The following is a 26761-nucleotide window of genomic DNA, read 5'->3' on the forward strand; positions in this document are numbered from 1 at the left end:
GTACGGTCCACGCGTGCGTCATCTTCGGTCGATCCTGTACGCGCTGGTACTGGCCCCCGCGGCATGGATCCTGTGCGGCGTCGGCTTCGACCGGGACCTCACCGGACGCGCCCGCGACAACGGCGCTGTGGAGTCGTTCGGCGCGGTGATGCTCCTGCTGCTGGCGGGGGCGGCGTACGGAATCCTGCTTTTCGCACCGATCTCGCCGGCCGGGCCGCTCCTGGCCGGCCTGACCTTCCTCGGCGTCGGTATCTGGTCCCGGATCGCTCCGGAGGCGTACGCGGGCGTCTGGCCGGCGGGAATCAGCAAGGACGGCTTCGACGTGAGCACGCCCGGCTACGGGCTCGTCGTGCTGCTGGCGGTGCCGCTGCTGGCCACGTCGCTGAGCGCCCGGCGCTGGGCGGGCTACGAGCCGCCGCAGGTGGTGCTGGTCGGCACCATCGGCCGCGTCCGGGGTGCCGTGCCGGCGCCGGGCACCCCGATGGCCGCGGAGCCGACGACGGTGTTTGCGGCCGCGGGCCCGGGTTTCCGGCCGCCACCCAGGCCGCCGATCCCGCACCAGCGCCGACCGGTCCCGGCCCCGGCCGCGCCATCCTCTGCCGAATCCACACGGGACGTCGCCGCCTCCGAGGAGCCCACGACCAGGTTGCCTGCCGCCGACGAGGGTGAGCCCACGACTCGCTTGCCCGCCTCCGACGAGGGTGAGCCCACGACTCTGTTGGCTGCCGCCGACGAGGAGCCCACGACCGTGCTGCTGACCGCCGACGACGAGCGGACGACGGTGTTGCCGGCCAGGGACGGCGACGGCGAGAAGACCCAGGTGATCCGGTCGGAGGTCGGCGAGGACGACACCACCCGGCGCCTGTAGGCGATGACCGGAAGGCGCAGAAATATGGCCAAAAGTGGGTGCTATGCCGCCGGAAGGCCCGAAGATGGACGTAGCACCCATCGGGCGGCCCGCCCGGTAGGAGGCTGAAGCCGTCAAGTGGAGCGGTCTGCGCCTCGAGAAAGGGGCCCGCCATGACCACGCTCCTCATCGCCGAGGACACTGACGACTTACGCCTGGTCCTGCAGCGCCTGTTCACCCGCGCCGGATTCACCGTCCTGGCGGCGGAGGACGGGCGTGCCGCCCTGGAACTGGCGCGCCGGCAGCCTCCGGACGTCGTGCTCACCGACCTCGACATGCCCCACCTCGACGGCCTGGAGCTGTGCCAGGCCATCCGCCGGGACCCCGAGCTCTGCGACACTCCGGTCGCCATTCTCAGCGGCGGCATCCAGCCGGGCGATCCGCGCTTCACCGAGGGGCAGGTCTGCGGGGTCCTGCTCAAGCCCTTCTCCAACACCGAGCTGGTCGAGGCCGTGCTCCACCTCGCCGAGACCGGCCACCATCGGCACCACAACGAGTCGTCGTCCTGTCCGTACCGCCTCGCGTCCTGACGTCCAGCGGTCCGGGCCGGTCCGTCCATACCGGACCGGGCAGGCCGCCCCGCCCGGCGCCGCACTGTCGGTGACCCGGACATGACGCCCATACCTGTCAGGTGCACCTTCGCGTCCCGAGACGCTAGTTGGTCACCTACCCAAACGACGACGGGGACGGGCAGCGGTGAGTTACGGGGACAACCGCGTGGGAGACGCGCGCAGATTCTTGGGCGATCTGGAGGACCTTGTGTCCCGTGCCGCCCCGGGCCAGCCGGTGCGCGGCCTGGAGCAGATCGACGGGACGGACAGCTCCGGCACCGTCTACGCCGTCGTCGACCTGACCGGCGCGCTGCTGCGGATCGGCCTGGACGACTCCTGGTGGGAGCAGGTCGGGCCGCGCACCGTCGGCCCCGCGATCCTGCAGGCCGTGCGCGGCGCCAAGGACAAGGCGGCGGCCGCGCGGATGATGCTGCACCAGCACGGTCACGAGGTGCCCGCCCCGGCCTACGATCCCGCGTCGGCGTTCACCGACATGCCGCCCGTCCCGCTGCCCGACTACGACAGCGAGCGGTTCCAGGATGTGCTGGCGCGCAACCTGCGCCGCGCCGAGGAGATCCTCACCAACGCCGACCGGTTCAGCCGGCTGCAGGAGCCCGGTGCCGAGCGCACCGTCAGCGGCCCGCGCGGGCTGTTCAGCGTCGTGGTCCGGGGGTCGCAGATCATCGAGGCCCGGGTGGACACCTTCATGGTGGGCCCGGGCAGCGGGGCCGAGCTGGCGCTGGACGCGCGGGACGCCCTGCGGGCGGTGCAGTCGCCCAGGGTCTTGACGGGGGAGGCGTAAGTGCCCGACTACAACTGGTTCTCCGACGAGAACATCCAGGTGGCCGCCGACGGCATCCGCGCCGAGGCGAAGAAGTGGTACGACTTGTCCGACCGGATGACCACGGTGTCGAACGCGGCCAAGGATCAGACGCTCACGGTCGGCGCCTTCGTCGTCACCGACATCAGCGGCGTGGTCACCGCCGCCGACCTCAGCTCGGCGTACAACCAGATGCACACGTGGCTCAACGGGCTCTTCTCGCAGGCGGTCGACGAGTTCGACAAGTTCGGCAAGGCGCTGATGCAGATCGCCGACTGGTACGAGGAGAGCGACGAGAACTCGGCCCAGAACTTCGATGAGATCGCCTCATCGTGATGGGGACCGGCGGACGAGGGAAGGACCGATGACCACTCCGGCACCAGGCGGCTCGACCAGCGCGGCGCCCGACGGCGACCAGTTCGCCCGGGGCACCATGGGCTCGTTCCGCGCGGCCAAGGAACTGCTCTCGCAGGCGGTCGACAAGATCCGCAAGGAATGGGACGCGATGGTGGCGCGGATCAACGCGCTGCTGGAGCGCCTCGAGCACGAGCTCAACAACGACAGCGTCTGGGCCACCATCTCCGAGTGGTGGACCGAGAAGATCAAGGACGCGGTCGAGAAGGTCCACAGCCTGATCAAGGTGATCGGCCAGCAGGTCTCCGAGGTGCTCGCCTCGGTGGACAAGGTGGTGGCCGGCTCGGTGCCGGTGCTGTCGCTGTTCGAGGTCGGCCTGGACTGGGCGGTGAAGGTCAACACGCCGCTGTCCGACCTGGGTCCGGACATGACCGGCTCCGGCGCCATCGACGCCTGGCGCGGCCCGGCGAAGGAGACCTACGAGAAGCGGGTACGCGACCAGATCGACGCCGTGGAGGCGGCCACCGGCAAGGTGAAGACGGTGGGCAACTGGCTGGCCGAGGTGGCCGCCGCCAACACCGCGTACATGGTGAGCCTGGCGGACCGCGCCGCCGACGTGGTCGGCGCACTGGTCGCGGTGATCATCGACGCCACCGAGACGGCCTCCGGCGCGGTCACCCAGATCGTTATCACGCTCCAGCACACCTCCGAGCTGATCGGCGAGATCGTCAAGCAGACCCTGCAGTATCTGGCGAACCTGGCCAACCGGATGGCCGAAGTGGTCAAGCAGATCACCGCTGTGGCCGGCGAGTACGGCGACCACACCGGTCTGCCCGGCGGTAAGTGGCCCACCCCGGTGAACGCATGAGGCGCGGGATCCCCGCCGCGGCGGCGGTCGTGATGACCGTGGCCGGCTGCGGCGGCGGCGTCGACGTCAGCCCCGTGGAGAACCCGATCACCGGCTCGGTCCCGGCGGCCGCGCCCACCGCCAGCCTGCCGCCGATGACCGGCAGATGGGCCGGGCTGACCGCGAAGTGCCCGGCGCTCACCGGCCCGGTGGCCACCCGGTTCGGCCTCGCCGGTGCCGGCCGGCCCACCGACGAGTACAACGACTTCGGCGACATCGTCCACGCCGACTGCGCCTGGGGTTCGACCGACTCCCAGGGCTACGCGGCGACCGCGCGGATCAGCATCTACCAGCGGCAGGAGGGCGCCGACGCGCAGTGGCAAGCGCTGCGTACCGGCCAGACCGACCCGGTGGCAGGCCTCGGCCGCGAGGCGTTCGCCTCCACCGAGCCCGACGGCATGGCGGTGCGCGTGCTGTCCAACAACGCCGTGGCCGTCGTCCGGCTCCGGCCGCCCGCCTCGTCGGCCTCCGCGGACGGCCCCGGCAAGCTGCGCGACCCGGCCATCACCCTCACCAAGGACGTCCTCGATGACCTTCGCTGAGCTCGCATGACGGCGCCGCGGCCCCCGCGCTGGTTCTCGGCCGAGGACATCGTCCACGGCCGGGTCAGCCTCGCGGGTTACCCGTTCCGCTACATCTGGATCAACGCGACCCCGTCGAGCGGCTTCCGGGTGACCGTGGCGAGCGGCTCCACGGTCGCCGCCATGGTCGACATGGTCTTTACCGCGGCCGAGATGCTGGAGGCCGAGGGTTGGCAGGTCGTCAACTTCGAGCAGGACGGAAAGGTCGCCTACCTGCGCCGGCCCGCCTAGCCCGGCCCGCCTAGCCCGGCCCGCCTGGCCCGAACCGGCCAGCCCTCAACCGCCCGGCCCCGGACCGGCTAGCCCCGAACCGGGTCGGCGCCTCCGGCCGCGACGGGTTCGTCGGGGTGGCCCGCCGGCGGGGTCCTGCGGTCGCCGCCGCCCGCGACTCCCCACACGGCCGCGGCGAGGACGAGCACGCCACCCACGATCTGCAGTGCCGACACCCCCTTGTGCAGCAGAAGTGCCGTGGCTGCGACGCTCACGACCGGCTCCACCACGCTGAGGATGGCGGCCTGGGTCGGTCCGACCGCCGCCAGTCCCGCGAAGAAGCAGCCGATCGCCACGATGGTCGAGATCACGGCCACCCCGACCACCGCCGCCCATCCTCGTGGGCTGACCGTCAGGTCGATCGCGCCGCCGGCGAAGCCCGTCACGGCGAAGGAGACGGCGGCGAAGGCGATGACGTACGCGGCCGTGGTGAACGGCGGCAGCGTGCTGGAGAAGCGGTCACCGGCGACGATGTAGACGGCGTACGTGAGAGCGGCGCCGAGCGCCAGCAGCACGCCGGCCACCCGTACCCCGCCGGTCGGTGCGCCCAGCACGATGACCACGCCGACCAGGGACAGACCGATCGATGCGAGCCGGGTCAGGGGTGGCGGCGTCCGCTCGATGACCGAGGTGAGCAGCACGACGAGCGCGGGATACAGATAGAGCAGGAGGACGGCCAAGGTCGGCGAGATGTACCGGACCGCCGTGAAGTACAGAGTGGACTGTGCGGCGTACAGCACTGCGCCCAGGAGTGCGAACCGCGCCAGCGCGCGCCTTCCGGGCCACACCAGCGTCCGGGTCAGGGCGAGGTAGCCGAGCAGCGCCGCCGCGGCGATGGCGAACCGCAGCAGCAGCAGGGTCTGTACGCCCATGCCTTCGGCGTACGCGTACTGGGCGAAGATCGGCATGAGGCCGAAACCCGCGGCAGCGACGATGACGAGCAACCGCCCGCGCAGATCGGTCCACGACATGGTGCAGGCTTCGTTCCGTTCCTGAAGGCGGCCCGGGTCGGCAGCGTTCCCATCATCACCGGTCGGTCAAACGCATTCATGCACGCCAAAGAAAAAGGGACTTCGTCGCAATGCCTTACGGTGGGCACGTGACGACCGAAGCTAGATCGAGGTAACGATGCTTGAGCTGTGGATTCGACATGAGACGCGCTCGTCCGAGCGGCGCTGCCCGCTCAGCCCCGCGGATGCCGGGACCCTGGTCCGCCGCGGGGCCCGGATCACCGTCGAGGAGTCGCCGCAACGGATCTATCCGCTCGCCGACTACGCCGCCCAGGGCTGCGAAACCGCTCCGGCGGGCGCCTGGGTGGACGCGCCGCCGGACGCCGTCGTCCTCGGCCTGAAGGAGCTTCCCGACGAACCGGCTCGGCTGCGGCACCGGCATGTGTTCTTCGGGCACGCGTACAAGGGCCAGCCCGGCGCACGCCAACTGCTGGAGCGCTTCCGAGAGGGTGGCGGCACCCTGCTCGACCTGGAACAGCTCGCCGACGAGGCGGGGCGCCGTCACGCGGCCTTCGGCTACTGGGCCGGATTCGTGGGAGCGGCGCTCGGGGTGCTCCAGCAGCACGGTGACCTGACCGCGCCCCTCCAGCCGACCACCAGTGCCGACCTCGTGGAGAAGCTCCGGCGGTACCGCGACCGGCCGAGCGGCGATGCCCTGGTGATCGGCGCGCTCGGCCGCAGCGGCCGGGGCGCCGTCGCCGCCCTCGCCGAAGCCGGAGTCTCGACGACCCGGTGGGACGTCGCCGAGACACGCCATCTTGATCGTGCCGCTCTGCTGCGGCACGAGCTGCTCGTCAACGCGGTCCTGACCGGCGCCGGCACCGAGCCCTTACTCCGGCGTACGGACCTGGCGGATCCCGGTTGCCGGCTGCGCTGCGTCGTCGACGTCAGCTGCGATCCGGGATCGCCGTACAACGCGCTTCCGATCTACGACGCCGTCACGACCTGGGAGGCACCGGCGACCGCCGCCGGGCCGGTCGCGGTCATCGCGATCGACAATCTGCCCTCCCTGCTGCCGAAGGACGCCACCGACAGCTTCTCCGCGGACCTGCTGCCGCACCTGATGGATCTCGATGGGCTCGGCGGCTCGTGGGGACGTTGCGCGGCGGCCTACCGGGCCGCCGTCGAAGGCCTGCCGACAAGCGAGGTTCCCTGACATGACGAACCCACTCGCCGCCCGCGGTGTGGTGCACTGGGTCGGCGCCGGGCGCTCCAGCGGCGCCGGGATCGTCACCCTGACCGAGCACGCCGCGGTGACCCTCTGGGCCCGACGACCGGAACGCGCCCAGGGCCTCGCCGACCGGTTGAAGCTGGACGGCCGGGTCGGCGTCCGCCCGCTCGGCGAGCTCGCGGAGACCGTACGCCCGGGCGACGTGGTGGTGTCGATGCTCCCCGCGACCGAGCACGCCGGCCTGCTCCGCCTCTGCCTCGACCGGGGCGCGCACTTCGCGAACACCAGTTACCTCTCCGACGACATCGCCGCCGCGGCCGGGCAACTGGCCGCCGCCGGGCTGGTGGCCGTCGTCGAGGCCGGTCTGGACCCGGGGATCGACCACCTCATGGCCCACCGCCTGGTCGCCGACGGGCGCCGCGCGATGGGCGACGACGCCGTCGCCGACTTCACCTCCTACTGTGGCGGGCTGCCCGCGGTCCCGAACGAATTCCGGTACAGGTTCTCGTGGGCGCCCCGCGGGGTGCTCCGTGCCCTGCTGAGCGAGGCGCGGTTCATCGACGGGGGCGAGGTGCGCACGGTCGCCCGTCCGTGGCAGGCCATCACACCGGTCACCATCGGCGGCGAGCGCTTCGAGGGCTATCCCAACCGCGACAGCACGACGGCGATCAGGCAGTACGCGCTCCCCGGAGGGTGGCGGCTCGACCGGTTCATCCGGGGCACCCTCCGGCTGGACGGCTGGTCCGCGGCGTGGGCCCAGGTCTTCCGGGAGCTGACCGAGGCCGACGACGCACGGGTGGACGCGCTGGCGGACGAGCTCGCCGCGCGCTATCCGGCTACCGCTCAGGACCAGGACCGCGTCGTGCTCCACACCGGACTGTCGTTGCGTACGCCGGACGGCCGAAGCTGGACCGGCTCCTATCACCTCGACGTCGAGGGCGACGCGTCCGGCTCCGCCATGGCCAGATGCGTGTCGCTCACGCTCGCGGCCGCCGTACGCGAGATCCTCGACGGCCAGGTGACGCCGGGCCTGCACCAGGCGGCATCCGAACCGGACCGGGTCGCCCGCTGGTGGCGCTACCTCGCCGAAGCCGGCCTCACGATCCACCACACGTCCGCGCAGGAGTGAACCTTCTCAGGCCGGACCGACTCGTCGTACGTCCGGAAGATCGCGCGGGGAACCCCGGAATTCCACGGACGCGTCAGCAGTCCGGAACGTTCGGCAACCGGTTACCCGGCGTCTTGACGTAGATGTTGGTCATGTAACCGCCGAACTGTGGCAGGTACGCCCACAAGGAGTTGCGGTACGTATCGATCACGACCTCCTCGCCCGGCTTCTGGCAGGAGACGAGGACGTCGACACCCGCCGGAACGGTCGCGAGGACCGTGGAGTCGGTGGTAGTGGGCTTGGAGCGCACCCGGACGCCCGCACCCCACGTACCGAAAGACGCGCCGGAAAGCGGGCTCGCGCCGGGAACGCGCAGAGACCGGGTGACGGTGGTGACGTTGTTGTACGCGACGGAGAACGGCGTGCCGTCCGGATGCAGGGTCAGCACGACCACGATGCTGCGGTCGCCCGGGCCGACGGTGCCCGTGGTGTGCAGCACCTCCCCCACCAGGTCCACGGATGCGGCGGCGAGGACGCGTGCCGTTCCGCCGCCGCAGGTCTTCGGGGCATCTCCGAATCCCGACCAGCCCTGCTTCACGGCCCAGGGCCGCGCGAACACGCCGGGTATGCCGAAGTGCTGGTCGTAGGTGTCGGCCGCGCAACGGGTGCTGTGGCGCAGATTGTCCATGACGAACCGGCGGACCGGTTCCGGAGCGGTATCGAGAACGTACCGGTAGATCCGTACGACGTCGGCGGCGGCGACCGCGGTATAGCCCCAGTAGCCGCGCTGCGCGCTTGCCGGCGGGGCCGTGTCGCGCAGCTCGAGCCGCGCGACCATTCGGTTGACTACCTGCTCGTAGCCGTTCCTGGACCAGTAGTAGGTGGCCGCGTCGTCGTCGCTGCCGCGCAGCATGGCGGTGAGGCGGGCACGGTCGGCATCCGGAACCGCGTAGCCGGGGCCGCGGTCCCAGAAGAAGTCCAGCGCGATGAGCAGCTTCACGATGGACGCCGCCCGGAACTGCCGGTCGGCGTTGTGCTGCACGGTGAAGGCCGAGGCCTGCCGGTCGTAGACGGCGACTCCCGCCGTGACGCCGGCCGGCACCCCGACCGCCGGTGCGGCGGGACCGGCCGCGCGGGCCGGCGCCGGTGCCGCCGCCGCGAGCAACAGCGCAACGGCGGCGATCAGACCTGCCAGTGGTTGCCGGACACGGAAACGCATCGTGCTCCTTCAATCGGCTTGCACCCTGCTGGAACAGCGTCGCGAGGATGCCGCGGGCCGGGAACCTGAAAGGTTGCAGGATGTGCCGCCGGCTTCCCCGCCCTAACGTTCCTCGCGTCGGAGATCCGGCCATACGCGCAGCAATGACGGGGGCGTGGACATGGCCGGGCCGGTTGCAGGGAGAGCGGTACACGGAAATGCAGTCACAGAGACGGTCGGTACAGCTGGCGTGCCTCCTCATGGTCGCCGGTGTGGTGTCGACGGGATGTGCGGCGCGGACGAAGTCGCCGTCCGTCGCCCCGCCTCCACCGTCGCCTCCCGCCGTGTCGCTCGACGGTCCGGTGCGTGACATCACGGCCGAGGAGGCCGAGCTACTCGAACTCGGCGAGCAGACGCTGCTCAAGCGGTGCCTCGAGCGGGCGGGCTTCCAGTGGACGATCGAGGCCCCGGTGGCCGGCGACCGGGATTTCCCGTACGTCCTGGACGACGTGGCGTGGGCCCGGGCGCACGGCTACGGCTCGGACGTACGGGAGGAGATCCGCCGAGCGCGGGAGTCGGATGCCAATCGGAGGTACACGCTGACGTTGACGCCGGAGCGCCGGCAGGCGGCGACCGAGGCGCTGAACGGCGACCTCCGGCCGGGCCGGGACGCCGGTGTCGTGTCGGTGCGGTTGCCGAACGGGATGGTGGTCCGGCGCAGCGAACACGGCTGCCAGGCGGAGGCGGAGCGTGCGCTCTACGGCGATCTGACCCGCTGGACCCGGGTCCGCGGTGTGGTCAGCGTGCTCAAGGACGCGGTCCGGCAGCGGGTGCTCGGCGATGCCCGCTACACGGCGGCGGTCACCCGCTGGTCGCGGTGCATGGCCGCCGCCGGGCACCGGTACGCCTCACCGGCGGACACCCGCGGCGCCTTCGCGGACACGCCGGCGACCGGGCCGAGCCGTACCCGGGAGCTGGTCGTCGCGCAGGCCGAGGCGACCTGCGCCACGAAGACCGACCTGTCCGCCACGGCCGCGAAGCTCTCCCGCCACTACACGGACGCGCTGAACGCCGAGCATCGCGCGGACGTCGACCTGGCGCTGCGTCTGCGCGTACAAGCCCTGCTCCCCGCCCGGACGGCTGTCGACGCCCAGCCGTAACACCCACTCAGTCTCCGTGGTCACCACCACGGTTCCGGTAACACCACCTCATGAGGAGAAACAGATGAAGGTGCGCTACGCACTGGCCGGCGCGCTCACCGCGGCCGCCGTCGGACTGGTCATGGCGCCGGCCCCGGCGCAGGCCGCCGTCGGCGACGGAAACGTCTACGTCTGGAACGAGGCGGGCTTCAACGGCCACCGCTGCGCATGGGTCGGCAACTCCGCCGACTGGACGGGCGCCGGATGCCGCAACAGGGCCAGCTCCGTCTTCAACAACGGCTACCTGGGCGGTAACGACGACGTCCGGATGTACTGGGACACCAACTACGGTGGCGCTTCCATCTGCGTCTGGCGCGGCGCCACCATCGAGAACCTGCAGACCGTGGCGTTCCCGCACAACGGCGCGGGTGGCGGTCAGAACGCGAACGACAACATCTCCTCGCACAAGTGGGTCGCGAGCTGCTGATCGCAGATCCCACGTGTAACGCCCTCGGAGACCTGGTCTCCGAGGGCGTTTCCACTACCGGCTCACTACCGGCTCGCTAGAGCCGGAGCGCGTCGTCCGTGCTGGTGACGCCGCGCGTGTCGAAGAAGCGCTTCGACATCGCCGCGAGCTTGTCCGCGTCGTAGTCGCGGTGGTTCTGGACGAGGATCACCAGGTCGGCCGAGGTGACCGCGCCCTCCAGATCGTCCACCTTCATGACCTCGACGCCCGGCCGCCACTCCGCGACGTGCGGATCGTGATAGCTGATCTTCGCACCGAGATTGCCCAGGTCACGAGCGAGCGGAACGGCCGGGGACTCACGCTCGTCCCCGATGTTCGCCTTGTACGTGATACCGAGCAGCAGGATGTTCGCGCCGGTCGTGGCCAGGCCCGCCTCGTTGAGGATGTTCTGGGCACGCCGTGCCACGTAGGCCGGCATCGTGGCGTTGATCTCCTGCGCGAGCTCGACGAACCGGAACGGATAGCCGAGTCGTACGCGCACGTTGTGGCTCAGGTAGTTCGGGTCGATCGGGATGCAGTGACCGCCCACACCCGGCCCTGGGTAGAAGGCCTGGAACCCGAACGGCTTGCTGGACGCCGCCCGGATGACATCCCACAGGTCGATGTCGAGCCGGTGGCAGAACTTGGCCATCTCGTTGACGAGCGCGATGTTGACGTGCCGGTAGGTGTTCTCGAGCAGCTTGGCAGTCTCGGCCTCCCGGGTGCCCTTGGTCCGCACCACGGTGTCGATGAACCGTCCGTACAGGGCCGCCGCGGCCTCCGTGCACGCCGGCGTGTGACCGCCGACGACCTTGGGCGTGTTACGGGGGCCGAACTCCTCGTTGCCCGGATCGATGCGCTCCGGAGAGAACGCCAGGTGGAAGTCCTGACCCGCAATGAGGCCGCCGGCCTCGAGGAGGGGACGCACCAATTCGTCGGTGGTACCCGGGTAGGTCGTCGATTCGAGAATGACGAGCATGCCGGGCTGAAGATTGCGCGCGACGGCGTCCGTGGCCGACTGGACGGCACCGAGGTCGGGGCCGCCCTCCTCGAGCAGCGGCGTCGGCACGCAGATGATGGCCGCCTTGGCCGTGGCGATCTCGCGTTCGTCGGTCGTCGCGCGGAAGCCGCTCGCCTTCATGCTGACGATGTCGTCGTCGGAGAGATCGTCGACATGGGACCGGCCGGCGTTGAGCGACTCCACCAACGCCTGGTTGACGTCGAAGCCGATCACGGACATACCGGCCCTGGTCGCCTCGCGAGCCAGCGGGAGGCCCACGTATCCGAGCCCGAGAATTACTATGTCGACAGCCACGGTGACTCCTTGGTTCCTGGATGGGCACCGTACGCCCAGCCAAAGGTAAGACCGGTTCGGGCGGTCACACCCGAACCGAAGTTCGTCGGAATTCTGTTCTCGAGCCGGCTCAATCGCCGGAAAGGCAGCCCAGGTACGGGACGAGCGACTTCTTGAAGGCCTTCAGGTTGCCCGGAGTGTCGTTGAACCGCCAATCCGCACTGGAATGCGGCGGCGGCGCCTGGGTCCAGATCATTCCGATGACGTTCGGATGCTCGCGCATCCACGGCCCCAGACTGGCGATCCACTCGGCTTTGTGGGCCCCGGCCACACCCGTCTCGGCGAGGATGACCGGTTTTTTTCTTGTACGGAGCGAGAAGCTCCATGGTGGGATCGAACGTTTCGCTGGCCGACGGCTCGAAGCCGTATACGGAGCTCCCGACCCCGTAACCGGTGAAACCGACCAGATCCACGTAGTCGTCACCCGGCCAGAACTGGGAGATGCCCTGGACCGTCGCGCCACGAGCGATGTTCGGAGCCCAGAGCCAGAGGACGTTGGTCGCCCCCGCCTTGCGGAAGAGCTCCACCACGTGCCGCCAGGCCTCGCGGTACTCGCCTGGGGTGTTGCCGTTGACGTCGGCCGCCCATGGCGACCAGTTTCCGTTCATCTCCGGCGCATACCGGATGACCACCAGGTCGCCGTACTCGACGATGGTGTCGGCGATGCCACGGAATTCGGCGTCGCGCTTGCCCGCGATGATCGCCGCCAGCGACCAGGACTTCTGATTCACTTCCTTGCCCGGCTGTTTCGGCTGCACGGTGAGGAACGGAGTGCCCGCCGCCTCGCTCAGCCTGGACAACTCGAACGGAGCGCCGATGGAGGCGTAGACGCCGCGCCACATCGGCCGGCATCCCGTGTCCTTCGCGAACTCGTCGGAGTCCGCTGTGGCGTTCTTCTCGGAGGTGACTCCGAATGCCGGCTTCTTCGCCTTGAGCATCGAGACCGAGGCGCGGATCGGATTAGGTCGTAGAGCCTGATCTGTTGCGCTCATCGCGGACTGACTGCCCTGGAAAGAAGATGGTTGTCTCATCTCGCATCCAGCCAATAGCAGCAGCGGAAGCGCTAGCAAGTACCGTTTCATGATCACCTCCGATGGCAACCTCGATCTGCTGGCGGGTGCCCCACTTGAAGCGCATGCAGGAGGCGATGGCCCAGAGCCGCCACACCCGCAGTACCGACCACTGCCACAGGGTCGCGACAGGGGCGAGAACGATGAACCAGAACACCTGCGCCAGCCGGCTCTGATCGGACCGCCGAACCGTGAAGATCCGCAAAAGCTGGACGTAGCCGAAGACGATCAGCATGCCCAGGGTGATCGCGAGCATCTTCGCGTCCGCCAGCAGGGCGTCGGTCCCCCCGCCACGCAACCAGGCGATGGCGTCGGCCACCGGCTTGATGGCGATCAGCCAGGCCACGATGATGGTCGAGGCGATGGTCTGCACCCACTTCAGCGCGTGCACCCAGTAGGCGATCCGACCCAGGGGCAGATACTTGAACCGCCAGAAGGATCGGATGAACGATCCCCGCAGCCAGCGCAGGAACTGCCGCCGGTGGTTGCCGAGGCGCTCCGGCATGACGCAGAACGCGAAGGCATTCGACTGCTGGACCGTCTTGCCCCGGAGCAACGCCTGGATCGTCAGGTAGGAGTCGTCGGAGAATTCGACGCGACGCCCGAAGAACTCCTCGTTCGCGTAACCATGACGGCATTCGTCGATCACCTTCGCGCGGTACAGCGAGATCCCGCCCGAGTTGACGAGCACCGACCCCAGAGCCGAGGTGGCGGACCTGTCGGTGAGCTGCGAAGCCGTACACAACAGGTCCACGGCCCGGGCGATCACTCCCTTGAGGTTGTAGGTGAGGAACACCCCGGCGACCGACATGACCTCGGGATCGGCGAGCGGCTTGATCAAGTTCTCGAGCGCGTCCGGCGCGAGGCACGAGTCGGAGTCGATCGTGAGGTAGGCGTCGGCCCAGCCGGCGAAGCGCAGGGACGCGGCCACGTGAGTGGCCCGCTTGCCCCGGTTCCGGTCGCGGACCCAGACGAGCGGAACACCCGCCTCGTTCGCGGCCTCGATGGCCCACAGTTCGGTGGGCAGATAGTCCACTTTGTTCGAACCGTCGTCGCGGATGAAGATCGCGTCCGGAAGGCGGGTCTGCCCGAGAAGGCCGCGGATCGTCGCGATGACCGCGTCGACGTCCTCGTTGTAGAGGGGGACGACCGCCACCACCTTCAGCTTCGCCAAAGTGTCGACTTGCCGGGGTGTGACACGTTTGGGGCGGTCGAAGGTCGCGAGCAGGAGCTGCAGGAAGAACACGACGAACGCGAAGGCATAAACTACCTCGAACGCGGACACATCAGTGTCGAAGTGCTCGAACTTGGTCACGTGGTGGTAGCCCCACAGCGACGTGGCGCCGAGCATGAGAAGCACGGCGGGCAGACCTCGGCCAGGAGTCCACCGAGCGTTCTTGGCCGCCTTCGTCACGGCTTCATCCCACGTCTCCAGAAGAGACGCACACTCATCGCAAAAATCGTCACGACGCCGACCGCGGCGAGCAGTATCTCGAACAATCCGAGGTGGTTAGGCACGTAATCCCCGCTTTCGTAAACAGTTGATCTCCCTAGCAGCGGGGGCACATGTTACTCATGAGAACCTTTTTTCGCCTCCCCGGGAACCGGTATCTGAGGAACTTCCAGCACTGAGCGGCTTTGTCCTGTCAGGAGCATTTAGCCGACTAGCACCGGAACGGGCGCTCACTGCGAACCATTAGATACCGGCTAGTCCGACAAACAGAGAATGTCGCTGTTTCGACCGAATTGGGCTAGCGCGTGATCAGGTTCATGCTGATCGAAGCTGACCTGTTCCCATTCTTCGGCTACCGTCTTGCGCCATGACCTACGACTACGGCGAGGGCGCGGCTCCACGTGGTCAAGGCCAACCCAGGGGTCAACGGAATCCCGCTGACGCCGACCCGCCCCGGTACGGGGAGGTCCCGCCGCAGCGGCCGGCGCAAGAGCCGCGTCCGCGTCCGGCGGGCACCCCATACGGCGGTAACCCCTATGCGGCGGGCCACGGCGGCGCGCAGCCGCCGCAGGGTCATGGCAGCCCGCAGCCACCGCACGGCCATGGCGGTTCACAGCCGCCGCAGGGCTATGGCACGCCGCAGGGCTATGGCACACAGTCACCACAGGGCTACATCGCGCAGCCGCCGCAGGGCTACGGCGCACCATCGCCGGCCGGTTTCCGACCGCCTCGTCAGCGCTCGCCGCTGCAGGGCGACGCGGGTCAGCAAACCAGACCGCATCCAGACGGCGGCAATGCCGGCCTCTACGGAAACGCCGGAGGGAACCGCGTACCGGCGCAGTATGCGAGCAGTCCGAGCCGAGGCGACACCGCGCCGAGCCTGGTGCCGGAGCAGTCCGGAGGGTTCCTCAGCCGCCCGCCGGCGACCGCCCACGAGCCCAAGGGCGCCGACCCGGAGCCGAAGGCCGGGCGGCGATCCCGCAAGGCGCTCGTCTTCATGATCATCCTCGTGGTGCTGGGGATCGGCGGCGGGGCCGGCTGGTACTACCTGCGGGACTCTGCCAGCAAGCCTCCCACCGAACAGGAGCTCAGGGTCGCGGACCGGCAGGCCGACCCCGCACCCCTGACCGTGACCGAAGTCTTCCGCGGCGCAACGATTCCCGGCGCCCAAGGTCAGTACAAGGTCCTCAAGACGCAGGCGGCTCCCCACTGCGATACGGCCGCCGGTGGCGCCGTCGCGAAGGAACTGGCCTCGGCCGGCTGCAACCAGGTGGTGCGGGCAACGCTGACGTCGCCCGATGGCGCGCTGGTCATCACGGCGGGGATCTTCAACCTCGAGACCCAGAAAAAGGCCGAGGAGGCGGCGGCCGCGATCGAGACCGCCGTCGAGAAGGGGGAGGGCCGCTTCGGCGGCCTGGTCGCGGGCCAGGCGTCGAACATCATCAGCCGGGCCGCCGCGAACCTCACCTGGGACGTCCGCGGTCACTACCTGGTGTACTGCCTCGTCGCGAAGGCGGACGGCAGCGCGATCGCGGACGACGACGCTCGCGCGCGAACGGTCCGGACCGACCTGGCCGAGAAGCACCTCGGCGCCGTCGTCGACAAGCGGGCGACCGCCGGCGCTGCGAAGCCGGAGTCTTCGAGGCAGCCCTCGTGACTGCCTCTTCACCACATTCCAGTCCGTTCAATCGAAAGCCCGAAAAGGGGGTCAAGCGGTGGTCAGCCGAGGAGTTCTACCTGGTAAAGCGGCACGTGAGAGACTTTCACCCGTGCCCCTGAACAAGACGCAACTGATCGCCGTCCTCGGCAACGAGCTGTGGACCTCGAGCCTCAACCCCCATGCGGCCTGGGTGACCGCCGAGCTCCGCGAGCGGATGAAGCGGCCGCGGATCGGCGACCTGGTCGTCGAGTTCTCCGCGGGTCAACGCGGGGACGCGGACGGCGTCGGATGGCTGCGCGCCATCGAGTTCGCCGACGGCGCCGGTGGCGACAGCGTGAACATCGACGGCAGGCGCGTCGTCGACGCGTGGATGGTCGAGCCGATCGACAAGCCCGGACAGCCGATCCGGTGGAGCAACGCGACATTCTTCGCGATTCCGCTCCAGAATGCTCGGCAGTGGCTGGCCGCCGGCTGACCGGCGTCACACTGAGAAGGACTACGAAAACCGCGCCGACCCCCAGGGGTCGGCGCGGTTTTCGTAGTCCTGATCAGGGAAACGTGCGAAATCAGTCCTTCAGGAGCTGCCGGGCCATGACGATGCGCTGCACCTGGTTCGTGCCCTCGTAGATCTGGGTGATCTTGGCGTCGCGCATCATGCGCTCCACGGGGTAGTCGCGGGTATAGCCGTAGCCGCCCAGGATCTGCACCGCGTCCGTGGTGATCTCCATGGCCGCGTCCGAGGCGAAGCACTTCGCCGCCGCGCCGAAGTAGGTCAGGTCGGCGTCGCCGCGTTCGCTCTTGCCCGCCGCCACGTACGTCAGTTGGCGAGCCGCCTCGAGCTTCATGCCCATGTCGGCGAGCATGAACTGCAGGCCCTGGAAGTCGGCGATCGGCTTGCCGAACTGGCGGCGCTCCTTGGCGTAGCCGAGGGCGAAGTCGAGCGCGCCCTGGGCGATGCCGAGGGCCTGGGCCGCGATCGTCACACGGGTGTGGTCGAGGGTCTTCATCGCGGTGGCGAAGCCGGTGCCCTCCGCGCCGATCATGCGGTCCAGCGGGATGCGGACGTTGTCGAAGTAGACCTCGCGGGTCGGGCTGCCCTTGATGCCCAGCTTCTTCTCCGGCGCGCCGAAGCTGACGCCCTCGTCCGACTTCTCCACCACGAACGCCGAGATGCCGCGCGAGCGGGCCGCCGGGTCCGTGACGGCGAAGACCGTGTAGTACTCCGAGACGCCCGCGTTGGTGATCCAGCGCTTGACGCCGTTGAGGACCCAGTAGTCGCCCTCGCGGACCGCGCGGGTGGTCATCGACGCCGCGTCGCTGCCCGCCTCCGGCTCGGAGAGGCAGTACGAGAACATCGCCTCGCCCGCCGCGACCGGGGTCAGATACTTGCGCTTGAGCTCCTCCGAGGCCGACAGGATCAGCGGCATCGTGCCGAGCTTGTTGACCGCCGGGATCAGCGACGAACTGGCGCAGGCGCGGGCCACCTCCTCGATGACGATGGCCGTGGCGAGGGCGTCCGCGCCGGCGCCGCCGTACTCGACGGGAATGTGCGGCGCGTGGAAGTCCGAGGAGCGCAGCGCGTCGTACGACGCCTTCGGGAACTCCCCGCTCTCGTCGGCCTCGGCCGCGTTGGGCGCCACGCGCGCGTCACAGACGTCGCGTACGGCCGCACGGATGGTCTCGTGGTCCTCCGGCAGCTGATAGACGTCGAAATCAGACATGTACTGTGGCTCCTTCTCTGCGGCTCCCGGCCTCATGTTACCGACGCGTAGGCTACGCGCACTATTCTCGCTCGGAACGTCTGTCGGGTGGAAATTCTGCGCCGGCATGAGAAGGTGTGTGCCACGTACGGCGTCAGCCCCCCACCCCCGGCGCCCCGTGTGAGGAGTTCGCAGCGTGACCATCCCGTACCCGAGCAACCAGGCCCTGCCCGCGTTTCCCGAGGTGGAGGTGCCTTCCGGGGCCTCCCGGCCGCGGCTCGCGTTCCTCGGCACGGGCTATCTGGGCGCGACCTACGCGATCTGCTTCGCCGAGCTCGGCTACGAGGTCCTGGGTTTCGACGTCGACGAGGCGAAGATCGCCAAGCTGGGCGCCGGCCAGGTGCCGTTCCACGAGCCCGGCCTCGACGAGCTGCTGCGCACCAACCTCGCCTCGGGGCGGCTGCGGTTCACCACCTCCTACGAGACGGTCGCGGACTTCGCGGACGTGCACTTCATCTGCGTGGGCACGCCGCAGCGCGCCGACGGCATGGGCGCCGACCTCGCGTACGTCGAGGCGTCGGTGACCAACCTGGCCCGCCACCTGAAGCGCCGCGCCCTGATCGTGGGCAAGTCGACGGTCCCGGTCGGCACCGCCGAGTGGGTCGAGCAGTTGGTCGCCAAGCACGCCGACCCCGAGCTGGGTGTCGAGGTGGCGTGGTCGCCGGAGTTCCTGCAGGAGGGCTTCGCGGTCGAGGACGTGCTGCGCCCCAACCGCATCGTGGTCGGCGTCCGCTCCGAATGGTCGAACGGCATGCTGTACGCCGCGCACAAGGGCGTCTTCGACCTGGCCGCCACCGAGGACCGCGAGGTGCCGCTGGTGGTGACCGACTTCGCCACCGCCGAGCTGGTGAAGGTGGCCGCGAACGCGTTCCTCGCCACCAAGATCAGCTTCATCAACGCGATGGCCGAGGTGTGCGAGGTCGCCGGCGGTGACGTCACCCAGCTCGCCAAGGCGATCGGCTACGACCCGCGCATCGGCAACCGCTTCCTGCAGGCCGGCGTCGGCTTCGGCGGCGGCTGCCTGCCCAAGGACATCCGGGCGTTCCAGGCCCGGGCGCAGGAGCTCGGCGCGGGCGAGGCGCTGCGCTTCCTGCACGAGGTCGACCTGATCAACCAGCGGCGTCGCACCAGGGTGCTCACCCTGGCGGCCGAGCTGCTCGGCCGCCGGGCCGGCCCGGCCGGCCCCGACCTGTCCGGAACCCGGATCGCCGTGCTCGGCTCCGCCTTCAAGCCCAATTCCGACGACGTACGCGACGCGCCCGCGCTCGCCGTCGCGACGGCGCTGTCCACGGCCGGCGCGGACGTCCACGTGTACGACCCGCAGGGCATGGAGAACGCGCGGATCAAACAGCCTACGTTGACGTACGAGACCTCCATGGTCGAGGCGGTGACCGGTGCCGAGCTGGTGTGCGTGCTCACCGAGTGGGCGGAGTTCCGCAACGCGGACCCGTTCGCGCTCGGCGACCTCGTCGCCGGCAAGCGGGTCATCGACGGCAGGAACTGCCTGGACCCGGCGCGGTGGGCGCGGGCCGGCTGGCTGTACCGCGGCATGGGCCGCCCCACGCCCGCACTCTGAAGACTGACCGTTTCGCCTCCGCGGCCGCGAACCTGCCGGGTTCGCGGCCGTTTCCATTGATCTCGACCCGCTTGGGCCTGTTCTAATGAGGTGTCGGAAGGGCATGCTTCGGGTGGGGCCGGTCTAGGAGGGTGCCGTGGCGCAGTCGGGAGAGCCGGACAGCTACGACGAGGAGTTGGCCCGGATCGACGCGTCGATCGCGGAACTGAAGATTCGCGACATGGCCGCGGCCAAGGAACGCACCACCATCGCCAGCAAGATCCAGGCCGCGCAGTTCCAGCGGGACATCCTGGCCCATGCCAACCAGCAGCGGAAGCGGGCGGCGACGGCGAAGACCACCCGCCGGGTGCGCCGGCGACCCGCCGAGGCGGCCGGGCCCGCCGAGGGCCGTCCGTCGTGGTCGCCGCCCGGCACGCCGCACACCGGGCCACCCGGACAGGCCACCGACGGCGTGACCGTTCTGGTGGACGACCCGCCGCCGACCGAGGAACCCGCGCCGCCACCGCCACGCCGCCGGGTCGCCCCGCCGCCGGAGCACCCACCGCCGCATCCGCCCGAAACGTCGTCGCAGTCGGTGCAGAACATCCTGCTCGGCCTCAGCGCGCTGGTGCTCGGCGTCGCGGCGGTGGTCTTCGCCGGCGCGGCCAGCAACGCGGTCGGGCGCGCCTTCATCCTCGCCCTCGCCACCGGCGTCGCCCTCGTCGCCGCGCCGGCGATCGCCCGCCGGGGCCTCACCTCGACCGGTGAGACGCTGGCCGCGGTCGGCCTCGTCCTGCTGCCGATGACTCTGTACGCCCTGCACGGCAGTCCCGCGCTCGGCGGCACCGCGGTCCCGCCCCCGGTGTTCCTCGGCGTCACGCTGCTGATCACCGCCGCGGCCTCCTTCGCGTACGCCGGTGCCACGCGGCTGGCCGCGCCGCGGTACGCCACCGTGGTGGCCGTGCAGCCGGTGCCGCCGCTGCTCGCGTACCCGGTGATCGAGAGCCCGGCCGGCTGGGCGGTCGCGCTGACCGCGGTGGCCGTGATCGATCTGTTGCTGCTCACCACCGTGATCCGCAGTGGGCGGCTGGTGCCGCGCTGGCCGGTGGGCCGCCCGGTGGCCGGCGACCGGGAGTCGCTGGCCGAGGCGGACGCCCGCGACATCGGCGCCCGCGACTTCGAGACCCGGCTCGATCCGGCCGATCCCAGCTCCTACGACCCGGCCGTGCGCGTCGCCGAGGCCGATCCGGCCGGCACCGACGCCGGCTACGGCACCCCGGACCGTCCCGAGTCGCGGCCCGAGGAACCCGATCTGATCATCGACGGGCTCACCGGCAACCGGCGACGGCGCTGGCTGCCGACCCGGATCTTCCCCGGCGCGCGGCCCGCGGGCGCGCCGCCGGCCGGCTCCGTGCCCCTCGCACCTCCCGCCACCCCGCCGTCCGCGGGGTGGTTGCGGCAACTGACGTTCGGCCTGCTGTGCCTCGCCGCGGCCGGGGCCCTGGTGTACGCGAGCGCCGGGCTGATCGGGGCGGACGCGGTGGCTGACGCCGTACGCTCCGGACTGATTCTGATCCTGGCTGCCGTCACCGCGGCGGCGGCGGCGCGGCTGGTCGACCAGACCCAGGCCAGCAACATCGCCGGAGCGGTGCTGACCCTCGCGGTCATCGCGGCCTGCGCGCGCATCGCCGACGTGGCGTCGCCGGCCTGGACCCTGGCGGCCGCGGCCGCCGCCGTCGCGGTCACCGGCGCGGCCGTCCGCATGCTTCCCGACGAGGTACGCCGCGGTCCGCAGTATGCGTCGGCCGCCGCGCTCACCCTGATCGGCCTGTTCGTGGCCGTCGACGCCATCCGGGCGGCACTCGCGCCGGTCCAGGCCGCACGGCCGGTCTGGGACGCGGACACCGCCGCGTACGCGGGCCGGATCGCCGAGGCCGCCGGCGACTCAGGCTGGCTGCTCGCGCTCAGCGCCCTGCTGGCGACCGTCGCCGCCGCGCTCGCCCTGCCGGCGGAATACCGGCGCGAAGGCGCGGTCACCGGGGTCGCCCTGACCGCCCTGGCCGTGCCCGCGTCGCTCGGCCTGCCCTGGTCCGAGGCGCCCTGGCCGCTGGTGATCGCCGCGATCGGCATCGGCGCCGCCGGCCTGCTCGCGCCGACCCGCCGGGTCGCCGTCGCCCACATCGCCGCCGCCGGCGTGGTCGGCGGGTTCGGCGCCGGCGCCGCGCTGAGCGCATCGTGGCTCACCGCCGCCGTCCTGACCGCGCTGGCCGGCGCCGGCGTCATGGTCGCGGTCGCGGCCCGCCAGATGCCGGTACGCCTGTACGCCTGGCTGGTCGGCGACTGGGCCTCCGGAGCGGCCGCCCTCGCGATCCCGGGCGCCGTGGTGACCGCGGTCCTCGCCGTCGACGACCCCGGCGGCGGCCCGCCGCCCACCGAGGCGGTCACGGTGCCGGCGCTCGCGCTGGGCTTCCTCGCCGTGGCCGGGACGCTCACCTACGCGGCGGTGTTCCAGGTCGCGCGCCGCGAGGTCAGCCTTCCGATGACCGCCGGGGCCGGCCTCGGCGCGGTGGCCCTGGCCCTGGCCGCGCTGCTCTCGCCCGGCGCCACCGCGGCCGACATCTGGGTCGGCGCGCTCCTGCTCGTCGCCGCCGCCCTGCTCTTCTTCGCCAAGTCGCTGGACCACGGCCGCCGCGCCGACCGGCTGCTCGACGGCCCCGACATCGCCGCGGCCGCCGCGACCGTGGCGGTCTGCGGGGCGCTCGCCCGGGTCGCGGCCCTCGCCTTTCCGGATGCGCCGCTCGCCGTCGGCGCGGTCGTGATCCTCATCGTCGCGGCCGGCGTCCACTCGCTGCCGGAGGACTGGCGCCGCGGCCCGGTCCGCGGCGTCAGCCTGGCCGGCCTGGTCGTCGCCGCCATCGCCGGCTGGCAGGCGCTGGGTGACGGCCTGCGAATCATGGCCGCTCCCGGACCGATCTGGTCCTCCGACGTCAGCGGCTACCCCACGGCCGCCGAACCCGGCGCGTGGCAGGCGCCGTTCGCCCTGGTGATCATCGCGATCGCCGCGACCGCCGCACTGCCCCTCCCGGCCCGGTACGACGTCAGTGCCGTCTGCGTCGCGCTGGCCACGATCGGCGCACCCGCGGCCTTCGGCCTGCCCTGGTGGTCACCGCTGCTGATCGGCGGCGCCGTCGCCCTCGGGTACGGGATCGCGTCGGTGGCCGCCACGGACCCCCGCGCCGCGCTGAGCCGCGTCGGGGTCGCCGCCGTGGCCGCCCTGCACGCCGCCGGCGCCGGCCTGATCCGGCCCTGGTCGACGGCGCTGGCCCTGGGCCTGATCGTGCTCACCGGCACGCTGGTCGCCTGGCTGGCCCGCGCCGACCTGACCCCCGCCGCCCGGCGCCGGTGGGCCGAGCGTGCCGAGCTCGACGAGGTCATGGCGTACACACTCGACGACACGGGCATGCCCCGGCACCGGGCCCAGATCGGCGGCGCCGCCACCATGGGTGCGCTACTCGCGGCCCCGGGCGTGCTGGCCGCGATCGCCGCGGACCAGCACCGCTCGGCACAGGTCGTGCTGACCGCCGCCCTGGCCGGGTCCAGCCTGATGCTGTCCCTGCTGGCGGTCGCCGGCCGCTGGGTGCCGCAGTATCTGCCGTGGGCCACGATCGGCCTGGTCGGCGGCGCCACCATCACCGCCGTCGCCTCCGTACCGAGCGACTACCCCACGGCCCTGTACGCGGCCGCCGCCGCTCTGCTCGGCGTGGTCGCGGAGCTCCTACGCGGCACGGTGCCGGCGCCGGGGCTGACCCTCGCCCCGCCGCACACCTGGCGGCCCGCTCCGCCGCACCCCTGGCGTCCCGCCCCGCCGCAGAGCTGGCGCGAACAGCAGATCGCGCGGCCAGGCCGGGCCGGGCTGCGTCCAAGCGGGCTGCGCGGGCGCTGGCTCGTCGGCCCGGCCACCGGCGCGGTGATCGTCGCGGCGCTGCCCACGGTCCTGGCCCTGTTCTCCATCGCACCGGCGCTGCGCGCGGCGCTGTTCGACCCGCTCGGGCAGCTCAGCGCGATCTGGGACGGTCCGGTAACCGCCCTCACCGACCCCGCGCAGGGCAGCGTCGACGGCACCAGCGTGCTCGCCACCGTGCTGCTGACCGTGGCCGCGGCGCTGGCCGCCCTCGGTTTCGGCGGCAAGCCGGCCGAGGCCGTACCGGTCATCCTGCCGGGCCTGGCGATCACCCTGCTGATCGCGCCCATCGCGCTGGACGCCCGATGGCCGGCGTCGACGGCGGCGGCCCTGGTGGTGTTCACGATCGCCATGCTCGGCCTGGCACTGACCCCGCCCCCGGTCGCGACCCGCGCCACCCTGCTGCACACGACCCGCACCATCGTCTTCGTCATCGGCCTGCTCGGCGGGGGTGCCGGCCTCGCCGGCAGCCTGGCGACCCGGGAGCTGACGCTGTTCACGCTGGGTTGCGCCGTCGGCGTCGGCCTGGTCGCCGCGATCGCCGGCCGCAGCCGCCACGCCCGGGTGCTGGGCTGGCTGTTCGCCGCGGCGATGGGCCAGTTCTTCGTCCTCGCCGTGGCCCTCGTCGCCGGCCTCACCCACGAATGGGCGGCCTTCGGCGTCCTGGCGGTCGGCGCGGCGCTGCTCATCCTCGAGGCCGCGCTGCCGCGCCTCGGCCTGCCGGAGTACCGCCTCGAGGCGACGACGGTGGAGTGGAGCGGCTACGCCTCGGCGCTGCTCGCGGGAGCCCTCGCCTACGACTCCCCATCCCACCTCGCGGCCCTGCTGGCGGCCTGGGGCGCGGTCCTCGGCCTCGCCGCGACCCGGCCGGGCCGCACACCCCACCAGCGCCGCAACCTGTTCTGGCTGGCGGTCGGCTTCGAGATCATCGGCATCTGGCTGTTCGTGGCGCTGGCGGACGTGGCGCTGCCGGAGGCGTACACGCTGCCCTTCGCGGCGCTGGCGCTGCTGGTCGGCATCCTGGAGGCCCGTCAGCGGCCGGAACTGAGCAGTTGGGCGGCGTACGGCCCCGCGCTGCTCGCGGCCTTCGTCCCGACCACCGGCCTGGTGATCGCCACGGACGCGGGCGACCTCCGCGAAATGCTGCTCCTGTTGGGCGCGGTAGCAACACTGATCATCGGCTCCCGCCTCCAGCAGCAGGCCCCGGTGGTCATCGGCGCAACGGCGACGGCGGTCGCCACCCTGCACTTCGCCACGACGCTGGTCGGGCCGTGGCTGGTGCTGGTGCCGGTCGGCGTGGTCCTGCTCTTCCTGGGCGCGACCAACGAGAACCGGCGAAGGACCCAGGAACGGCTGCGAGGGGCGCTGGTCCGGATGCGCTGACTAGCCCAGAAGCTTGGCCCGCAGCGCTTCGTCCTTCTCCGCGACGACCTGCTCGAGATTCGCCTGGAAGGCCCGCATCTTCGCCAGCAGCTCCGGATCGGAGGCGGCGAGGATGCGCACCGCCAGCAGCCCCGCGTTCCGCGCACCGCCGATGGAGACCGTAGCGACCGGAACCCCGGCCGGCATCTGCACGATCGACAGCAGCGAATCCATGCCGTCGAGGTACTTCAAGGGCACAGGCACCCCGATCACCGGCAGCGGCGTCATGGCGGCGACCATGCCGGGCAGGTGCGCGGCACCGCCCGCGCCCGTGATGATGACCTTCAACCCGCGGTCGGCGGCCGTCGTCGCATAGTCGACCATCTTCTGGACCGTACGGTGCGCGGAAACCACGCCGACCTCGAACGGCACGTCGAACTCGGCGAGCGCCAGCGCCGCCGCCTCCATCGTGGACCAGTCCGAGTCACTGCCCATGATCACGCCGACGCTGGGTGCCATCACTCGCCTTCCTGCAGCCACCGGGCGGCGCGGGCGGCCCGAGCGCGTACCGATGTCATGTCGTCACCGAGCACGGTCACGTGCCCGATCTTGCGTCCGGGACGGACCTGCTTGCCGTACAGATGAACCCGGACCCCGGGATCCGCGGCGAAAAGATGATGAAGCCGCTCGTCCAGCGTCATCCCACCGGGGGCCCCACCGAGCACATTCGCCATGACGACGGCGGGAGCGGTGAGCGAGGTCTCCCCCATCGGATAGTCGAGCACGGCCCGCAGATGCTGCTCGAACTGCGAGGTCCGAGCCCCCTCGATGGTCCAGTGCCCCGAATTGTGCGGTCGCATCGCCAGCTCGTTGACAACGATCCCGGCCTCGGTCTCGAACAACTCGACGGCCAGCAACCCGACAACCCCGAGCGCATGAGCGAGGTCGATGGCAAGCTGCTGGGCCTCGACGGCAAGCTCCTCGGGAAGCTCGGGAGCGGGCGCAAGCACCTCGACACAGATCCCGTCGCGCTGCACGGTCTCCACCACGGGATAGGCGGCAACCTGCCCGAACGGCGACCGAGCGACAAGAGCCGCGATCTCCCGCCGAAGCGGCACCCGCTCCTCGACGATCAGCTCCACCCCGGTGGCGACAAGCTCCTGTGCGGCCGCGACATCGGCAAGCATCCACACGCCACGCCCGTCGTAGCCACCCCGGACAGCCTTGGCGACAACCGGCCACCCGGATGCCCTTCCCGCCTGAGCCCCAGCTCCAGAGACCGCCTCCCGGCGACCGCCGACAGCGTCGGCGCCCATGCCGCCGTTCGCGCCGGCGACCTCGGCGACCTCGGCGGCGAAGTCGGCGATGTCCGCGGCGGTCGACACGGGCCGCCATCGCGGCACGGGCGCGCCCAGCTCCGACAGCCGCTCCCGCATCCGCCGCTTGTCCTGCGCAAAGACGATCGTCTCTGCACCCGGATAGATCTTTACGCCCTCCGCAGCCAGGGCGGCGATGTGCCCGGTCGGCACATGCTCATGATCAAAGGTGACGGCATCGCAGCCCTTGGCAAACTCACGAAGCGCCGAAAGGTCCGTATGCGTGCCACTCCGCACATCCGCGGCAACGAGAGCGGCACTGTCGTCGGGCGCCTCGGAAAGCACGCGCAACGACTGCCCCAGAGCGATCGCGGCCTGGTGGGTCATCCGGGCCAACTGCCCGCCGCCCACCATGCCGACAACGGGAAGACCGGTTCGAGTATCCATCGCTGACCAAGCCTAACGACTGCACCTTGGCAGCCAGGAGGCGGCCGCTGGTAAGCAAGACCATTACTCGGGTAGCCCACCATGCACCCGAGCCGCAAACCGGCGCAGCGCGCCGGGGCGCGAGCCGGCGCAGCGGCCCGGGCGCGACCCGGCGCAGCGGCCCGGGCGCGAGCCGGCACAGCACCTCGGAGAGCAAGCAGGCCTGGCGCCCCAGGAGCAAGCAGGCGCAGCGCACCACGAAGACCGACCCGCGGGCGCTCGCCACACGCAGAGCAGCCCCGGCGCACCACCAAGACGAGCCC

Annotated in this window: 23 protein-coding genes; 15 read left to right on the top strand and 8 right to left on the bottom strand. The window is 71.0% G+C overall.

The window, feature by feature from the left end:
* The first annotated feature begins 13 nt into the window (after positions 1-13).
* From EDD30_RS14010 to EDD30_RS14040, 7 genes are all read left to right on the top strand, one after another.
* Positions 14-868: a hypothetical protein gene (locus tag EDD30_RS14010; protein WP_071809286.1), complete on the top strand. Its 855-nt coding sequence runs from the start codon at positions 14-16 to the stop codon at positions 866-868.
* A 152-nt stretch (positions 869-1020) separates the two neighbouring features.
* A complete protein-coding gene (locus EDD30_RS14015; protein ID WP_071809284.1) occupies positions 1021-1437 on the top strand; it encodes a response regulator in 417 nt (138 codons plus the stop codon).
* A 229-nt stretch (positions 1438-1666) separates the two neighbouring features.
* Entirely contained in the window at positions 1667-2260 is a 594-nt protein-coding gene (locus EDD30_RS14020) for a hypothetical protein (RefSeq protein WP_123678279.1), read from the top strand.
* On the top strand, positions 2261-2614 hold the full coding sequence (locus EDD30_RS14025; protein WP_071809280.1) for a type VII secretion target: 354 nt from the start codon (positions 2261-2263) through the stop codon (positions 2612-2614).
* 28 nt (positions 2615-2642) lie between these two features.
* Positions 2643-3500 (top strand): hypothetical protein, encoded by an 858-nt coding sequence (locus EDD30_RS14030; RefSeq protein ID WP_071809278.1) that lies wholly within the window; start codon positions 2643-2645, stop codon positions 3498-3500.
* A complete protein-coding gene (locus tag EDD30_RS14035) occupies positions 3497-4081 on the top strand; it encodes a hypothetical protein (protein WP_071809276.1) in 585 nt (194 codons plus the stop codon). Before EDD30_RS14030 ends, EDD30_RS14035 begins: the two co-directional genes overlap by 4 nt.
* Before the next feature lie 6 nt (positions 4082-4087).
* Positions 4088-4351 (top strand): hypothetical protein, encoded by a 264-nt coding sequence (locus EDD30_RS14040; RefSeq protein WP_071809274.1) that lies wholly within the window; start codon positions 4088-4090, stop codon positions 4349-4351.
* Positions 4352-4419: 68 nt separating this feature from the next.
* Here the strand turns inward: EDD30_RS14040 and EDD30_RS14045 are convergent, their stop codons facing one another.
* The gene (locus EDD30_RS14045) at positions 4420-5361 is read right to left on the bottom strand and encodes a DMT family transporter (protein ID WP_071809272.1); all 942 of its coding nucleotides are present in this window, start codon (positions 5359-5361) and stop codon (positions 4420-4422) included.
* Between the two features lie 157 nt (positions 5362-5518).
* Between EDD30_RS14045 and EDD30_RS14050 the strand changes: the two genes are divergently transcribed.
* Together EDD30_RS14050 and EDD30_RS14055 are read left to right on the top strand one after the other, a co-directional pair.
* A complete protein-coding gene (locus EDD30_RS14050) occupies positions 5519-6556 on the top strand; it encodes a saccharopine dehydrogenase (protein WP_071809270.1) in 1038 nt (345 codons plus the stop codon).
* Between the two features lies 1 nt (position 6557).
* Positions 6558-7700, top strand: a complete 1143-nt coding sequence (locus tag EDD30_RS14055; protein ID WP_071809268.1) for a saccharopine dehydrogenase family protein — start codon at positions 6558-6560, stop codon at positions 7698-7700.
* 73 nt (positions 7701-7773) lie between these two features.
* Here the strand turns inward: EDD30_RS14055 and EDD30_RS14060 are convergent, their stop codons facing one another.
* Entirely contained in the window at positions 7774-8898 is a 1125-nt protein-coding gene (locus EDD30_RS14060; RefSeq protein WP_123678281.1) for a serine hydrolase, read from the bottom strand.
* A gap of 323 nt (positions 8899-9221) precedes the next feature.
* Here EDD30_RS14060 and EDD30_RS14065 point away from each other — a divergent pair, with 323 nt between their 5' ends.
* Together EDD30_RS14065 and EDD30_RS14070 are read left to right on the top strand one after the other, a co-directional pair.
* Positions 9222-10037 carry a hypothetical protein gene (locus tag EDD30_RS14065; protein ID WP_084556246.1) on the top strand — a complete coding sequence of 272 codons (816 nt, stop codon included), beginning with the start codon at positions 9222-9224 and terminating at the stop codon, positions 10035-10037.
* A gap of 64 nt (positions 10038-10101) precedes the next feature.
* Positions 10102-10503: a peptidase inhibitor family I36 protein gene (locus EDD30_RS14070; protein ID WP_071804310.1), complete on the top strand. Its 402-nt coding sequence runs from the start codon at positions 10102-10104 to the stop codon at positions 10501-10503.
* Positions 10504-10579: 76 nt separating this feature from the next.
* On the opposite strand, the gene EDD30_RS14075 is transcribed toward EDD30_RS14070, so the two are convergent.
* Genes EDD30_RS14075 through EDD30_RS14085 form a run of 3 tightly spaced genes read right to left on the bottom strand, consistent with a single transcriptional unit; the run spans position 10580 to position 14359 of the window.
* Positions 10580-11836: a nucleotide sugar dehydrogenase gene (locus EDD30_RS14075; RefSeq protein ID WP_071804311.1), complete on the bottom strand. Its 1257-nt coding sequence runs from the start codon at positions 11834-11836 to the stop codon at positions 10580-10582.
* Entirely contained in the window at positions 11821-12867 is a 1047-nt protein-coding gene (locus EDD30_RS14080) for a glycoside hydrolase family 26 protein (protein WP_170047201.1), read from the bottom strand. The genes EDD30_RS14075 and EDD30_RS14080 overlap by 16 nt, the downstream gene beginning before the upstream one ends.
* Positions 12836-14359 carry a glycosyltransferase family 2 protein gene (locus EDD30_RS14085; protein ID WP_143162612.1) on the bottom strand — a complete coding sequence of 508 codons (1524 nt, stop codon included), beginning with the start codon at positions 14357-14359 and terminating at the stop codon, positions 12836-12838. Before EDD30_RS14085 ends, EDD30_RS14080 begins: the two co-directional genes overlap by 32 nt.
* 922 nt (positions 14360-15281) lie before the next feature.
* On the opposite strand from EDD30_RS14085, the gene EDD30_RS14090 reads away from it, so the two are divergent.
* Together EDD30_RS14090 and EDD30_RS14095 are read left to right on the top strand one after the other, a co-directional pair.
* Positions 15282-16055, top strand: coding sequence for a flagellar basal body-associated FliL family protein (locus tag EDD30_RS14090; protein WP_071804314.1), 774 nt, complete (start codon positions 15282-15284; stop codon positions 16053-16055).
* 112 nt (positions 16056-16167) lie between these two features.
* Entirely contained in the window at positions 16168-16533 is a 366-nt protein-coding gene (locus tag EDD30_RS14095; protein ID WP_071804315.1) for a hypothetical protein, read from the top strand.
* Between the two features lie 91 nt (positions 16534-16624).
* Here the strand turns inward: EDD30_RS14095 and EDD30_RS14100 are convergent, their stop codons facing one another.
* On the bottom strand, positions 16625-17779 hold the full coding sequence (locus EDD30_RS14100; protein WP_071804316.1) for an acyl-CoA dehydrogenase family protein: 1155 nt from the start codon (positions 17777-17779) through the stop codon (positions 16625-16627).
* Positions 17780-17954: 175 nt separating this feature from the next.
* Here EDD30_RS14100 and EDD30_RS14105 point away from each other — a divergent pair, with 175 nt between their 5' ends.
* Complete coding sequence (locus EDD30_RS14105; protein WP_071804317.1) at positions 17955-19394, top strand: UDP-glucose dehydrogenase family protein; 1440 nt, start codon at positions 17955-17957, stop codon at positions 19392-19394.
* 136 nt (positions 19395-19530) lie between these two features.
* Complete coding sequence (locus EDD30_RS14110) at positions 19531-24717, top strand: SCO7613 C-terminal domain-containing membrane protein (RefSeq protein ID WP_071804318.1); 5187 nt, start codon at positions 19531-19533, stop codon at positions 24715-24717.
* On the opposite strand, the gene purE is transcribed toward EDD30_RS14110, so the two are convergent.
* Together purE and EDD30_RS14120 are read right to left on the bottom strand one after the other, a co-directional pair.
* Positions 24718-25215, bottom strand: a complete 498-nt coding sequence (gene purE / locus EDD30_RS14115; protein WP_071804319.1) for a 5-(carboxyamino)imidazole ribonucleotide mutase — start codon at positions 25213-25215, stop codon at positions 24718-24720.
* Positions 25215-26459: a 5-(carboxyamino)imidazole ribonucleotide synthase gene (locus tag EDD30_RS14120; RefSeq protein WP_071804320.1), complete on the bottom strand. Its 1245-nt coding sequence runs from the start codon at positions 26457-26459 to the stop codon at positions 25215-25217. The genes purE and EDD30_RS14120 overlap by 1 nt, the downstream gene beginning before the upstream one ends.
* Positions 26460-26761: the final 302 nt, after the last annotated feature.

The sequence above is a fragment of the Couchioplanes caeruleus genome (genome assembly GCF_003751945.1).
GTDB classification, from domain to species: domain Bacteria; phylum Actinomycetota; class Actinomycetes; order Mycobacteriales; family Micromonosporaceae; genus Actinoplanes; species Actinoplanes caeruleus.

Coding starts and splice junctions, on each gene's coding strand:
- EDD30_RS14015 (WP_071809284.1), top strand. CDS start 1,021: ATGACCACGCTCCTCATCGCCGAGGACACTGACGACTTACGCCTGGTC.
- EDD30_RS14030 (WP_071809278.1), top strand. CDS start 2,643: ATGACCACTCCGGCACCAGGCGGCTCGACCAGCGCGGCGCCCGACGGC.
- EDD30_RS14035 (WP_071809276.1), top strand. CDS start 3,497: ATGAGGCGCGGGATCCCCGCCGCGGCGGCGGTCGTGATGACCGTGGCC.
- EDD30_RS14040 (WP_071809274.1), top strand. CDS start 4,088: ATGACGGCGCCGCGGCCCCCGCGCTGGTTCTCGGCCGAGGACATCGTC.
- EDD30_RS14045 (WP_071809272.1), bottom strand. CDS start 5,361: ATGTCGTGGACCGATCTGCGCGGGCGGTTGCTCGTCATCGTCGCTGCC.
- EDD30_RS14050 (WP_071809270.1), top strand. CDS start 5,519: ATGCTTGAGCTGTGGATTCGACATGAGACGCGCTCGTCCGAGCGGCGC.
- EDD30_RS14055 (WP_071809268.1), top strand. CDS start 6,558: ATGACGAACCCACTCGCCGCCCGCGGTGTGGTGCACTGGGTCGGCGCC.
- EDD30_RS14060 (WP_123678281.1), bottom strand. CDS start 8,898: ATGCGTTTCCGTGTCCGGCAACCACTGGCAGGTCTGATCGCCGCCGTT.
- EDD30_RS14070 (WP_071804310.1), top strand. CDS start 10,102: ATGAAGGTGCGCTACGCACTGGCCGGCGCGCTCACCGCGGCCGCCGTC.
- EDD30_RS14080 (WP_170047201.1), bottom strand. CDS start 12,867: ATGAGCGCAACAGATCAGGCTCTACGACCTAATCCGATCCGCGCCTCG.
- EDD30_RS14100 (WP_071804316.1), bottom strand. CDS start 17,779: ATGTCTGATTTCGACGTCTATCAGCTGCCGGAGGACCACGAGACCATC.
- purE (WP_071804319.1), bottom strand. CDS start 25,215: ATGGCACCCAGCGTCGGCGTGATCATGGGCAGTGACTCGGACTGGTCC.
- EDD30_RS14120 (WP_071804320.1), bottom strand. CDS start 26,459: ATGGATACTCGAACCGGTCTTCCCGTTGTCGGCATGGTGGGCGGCGGG.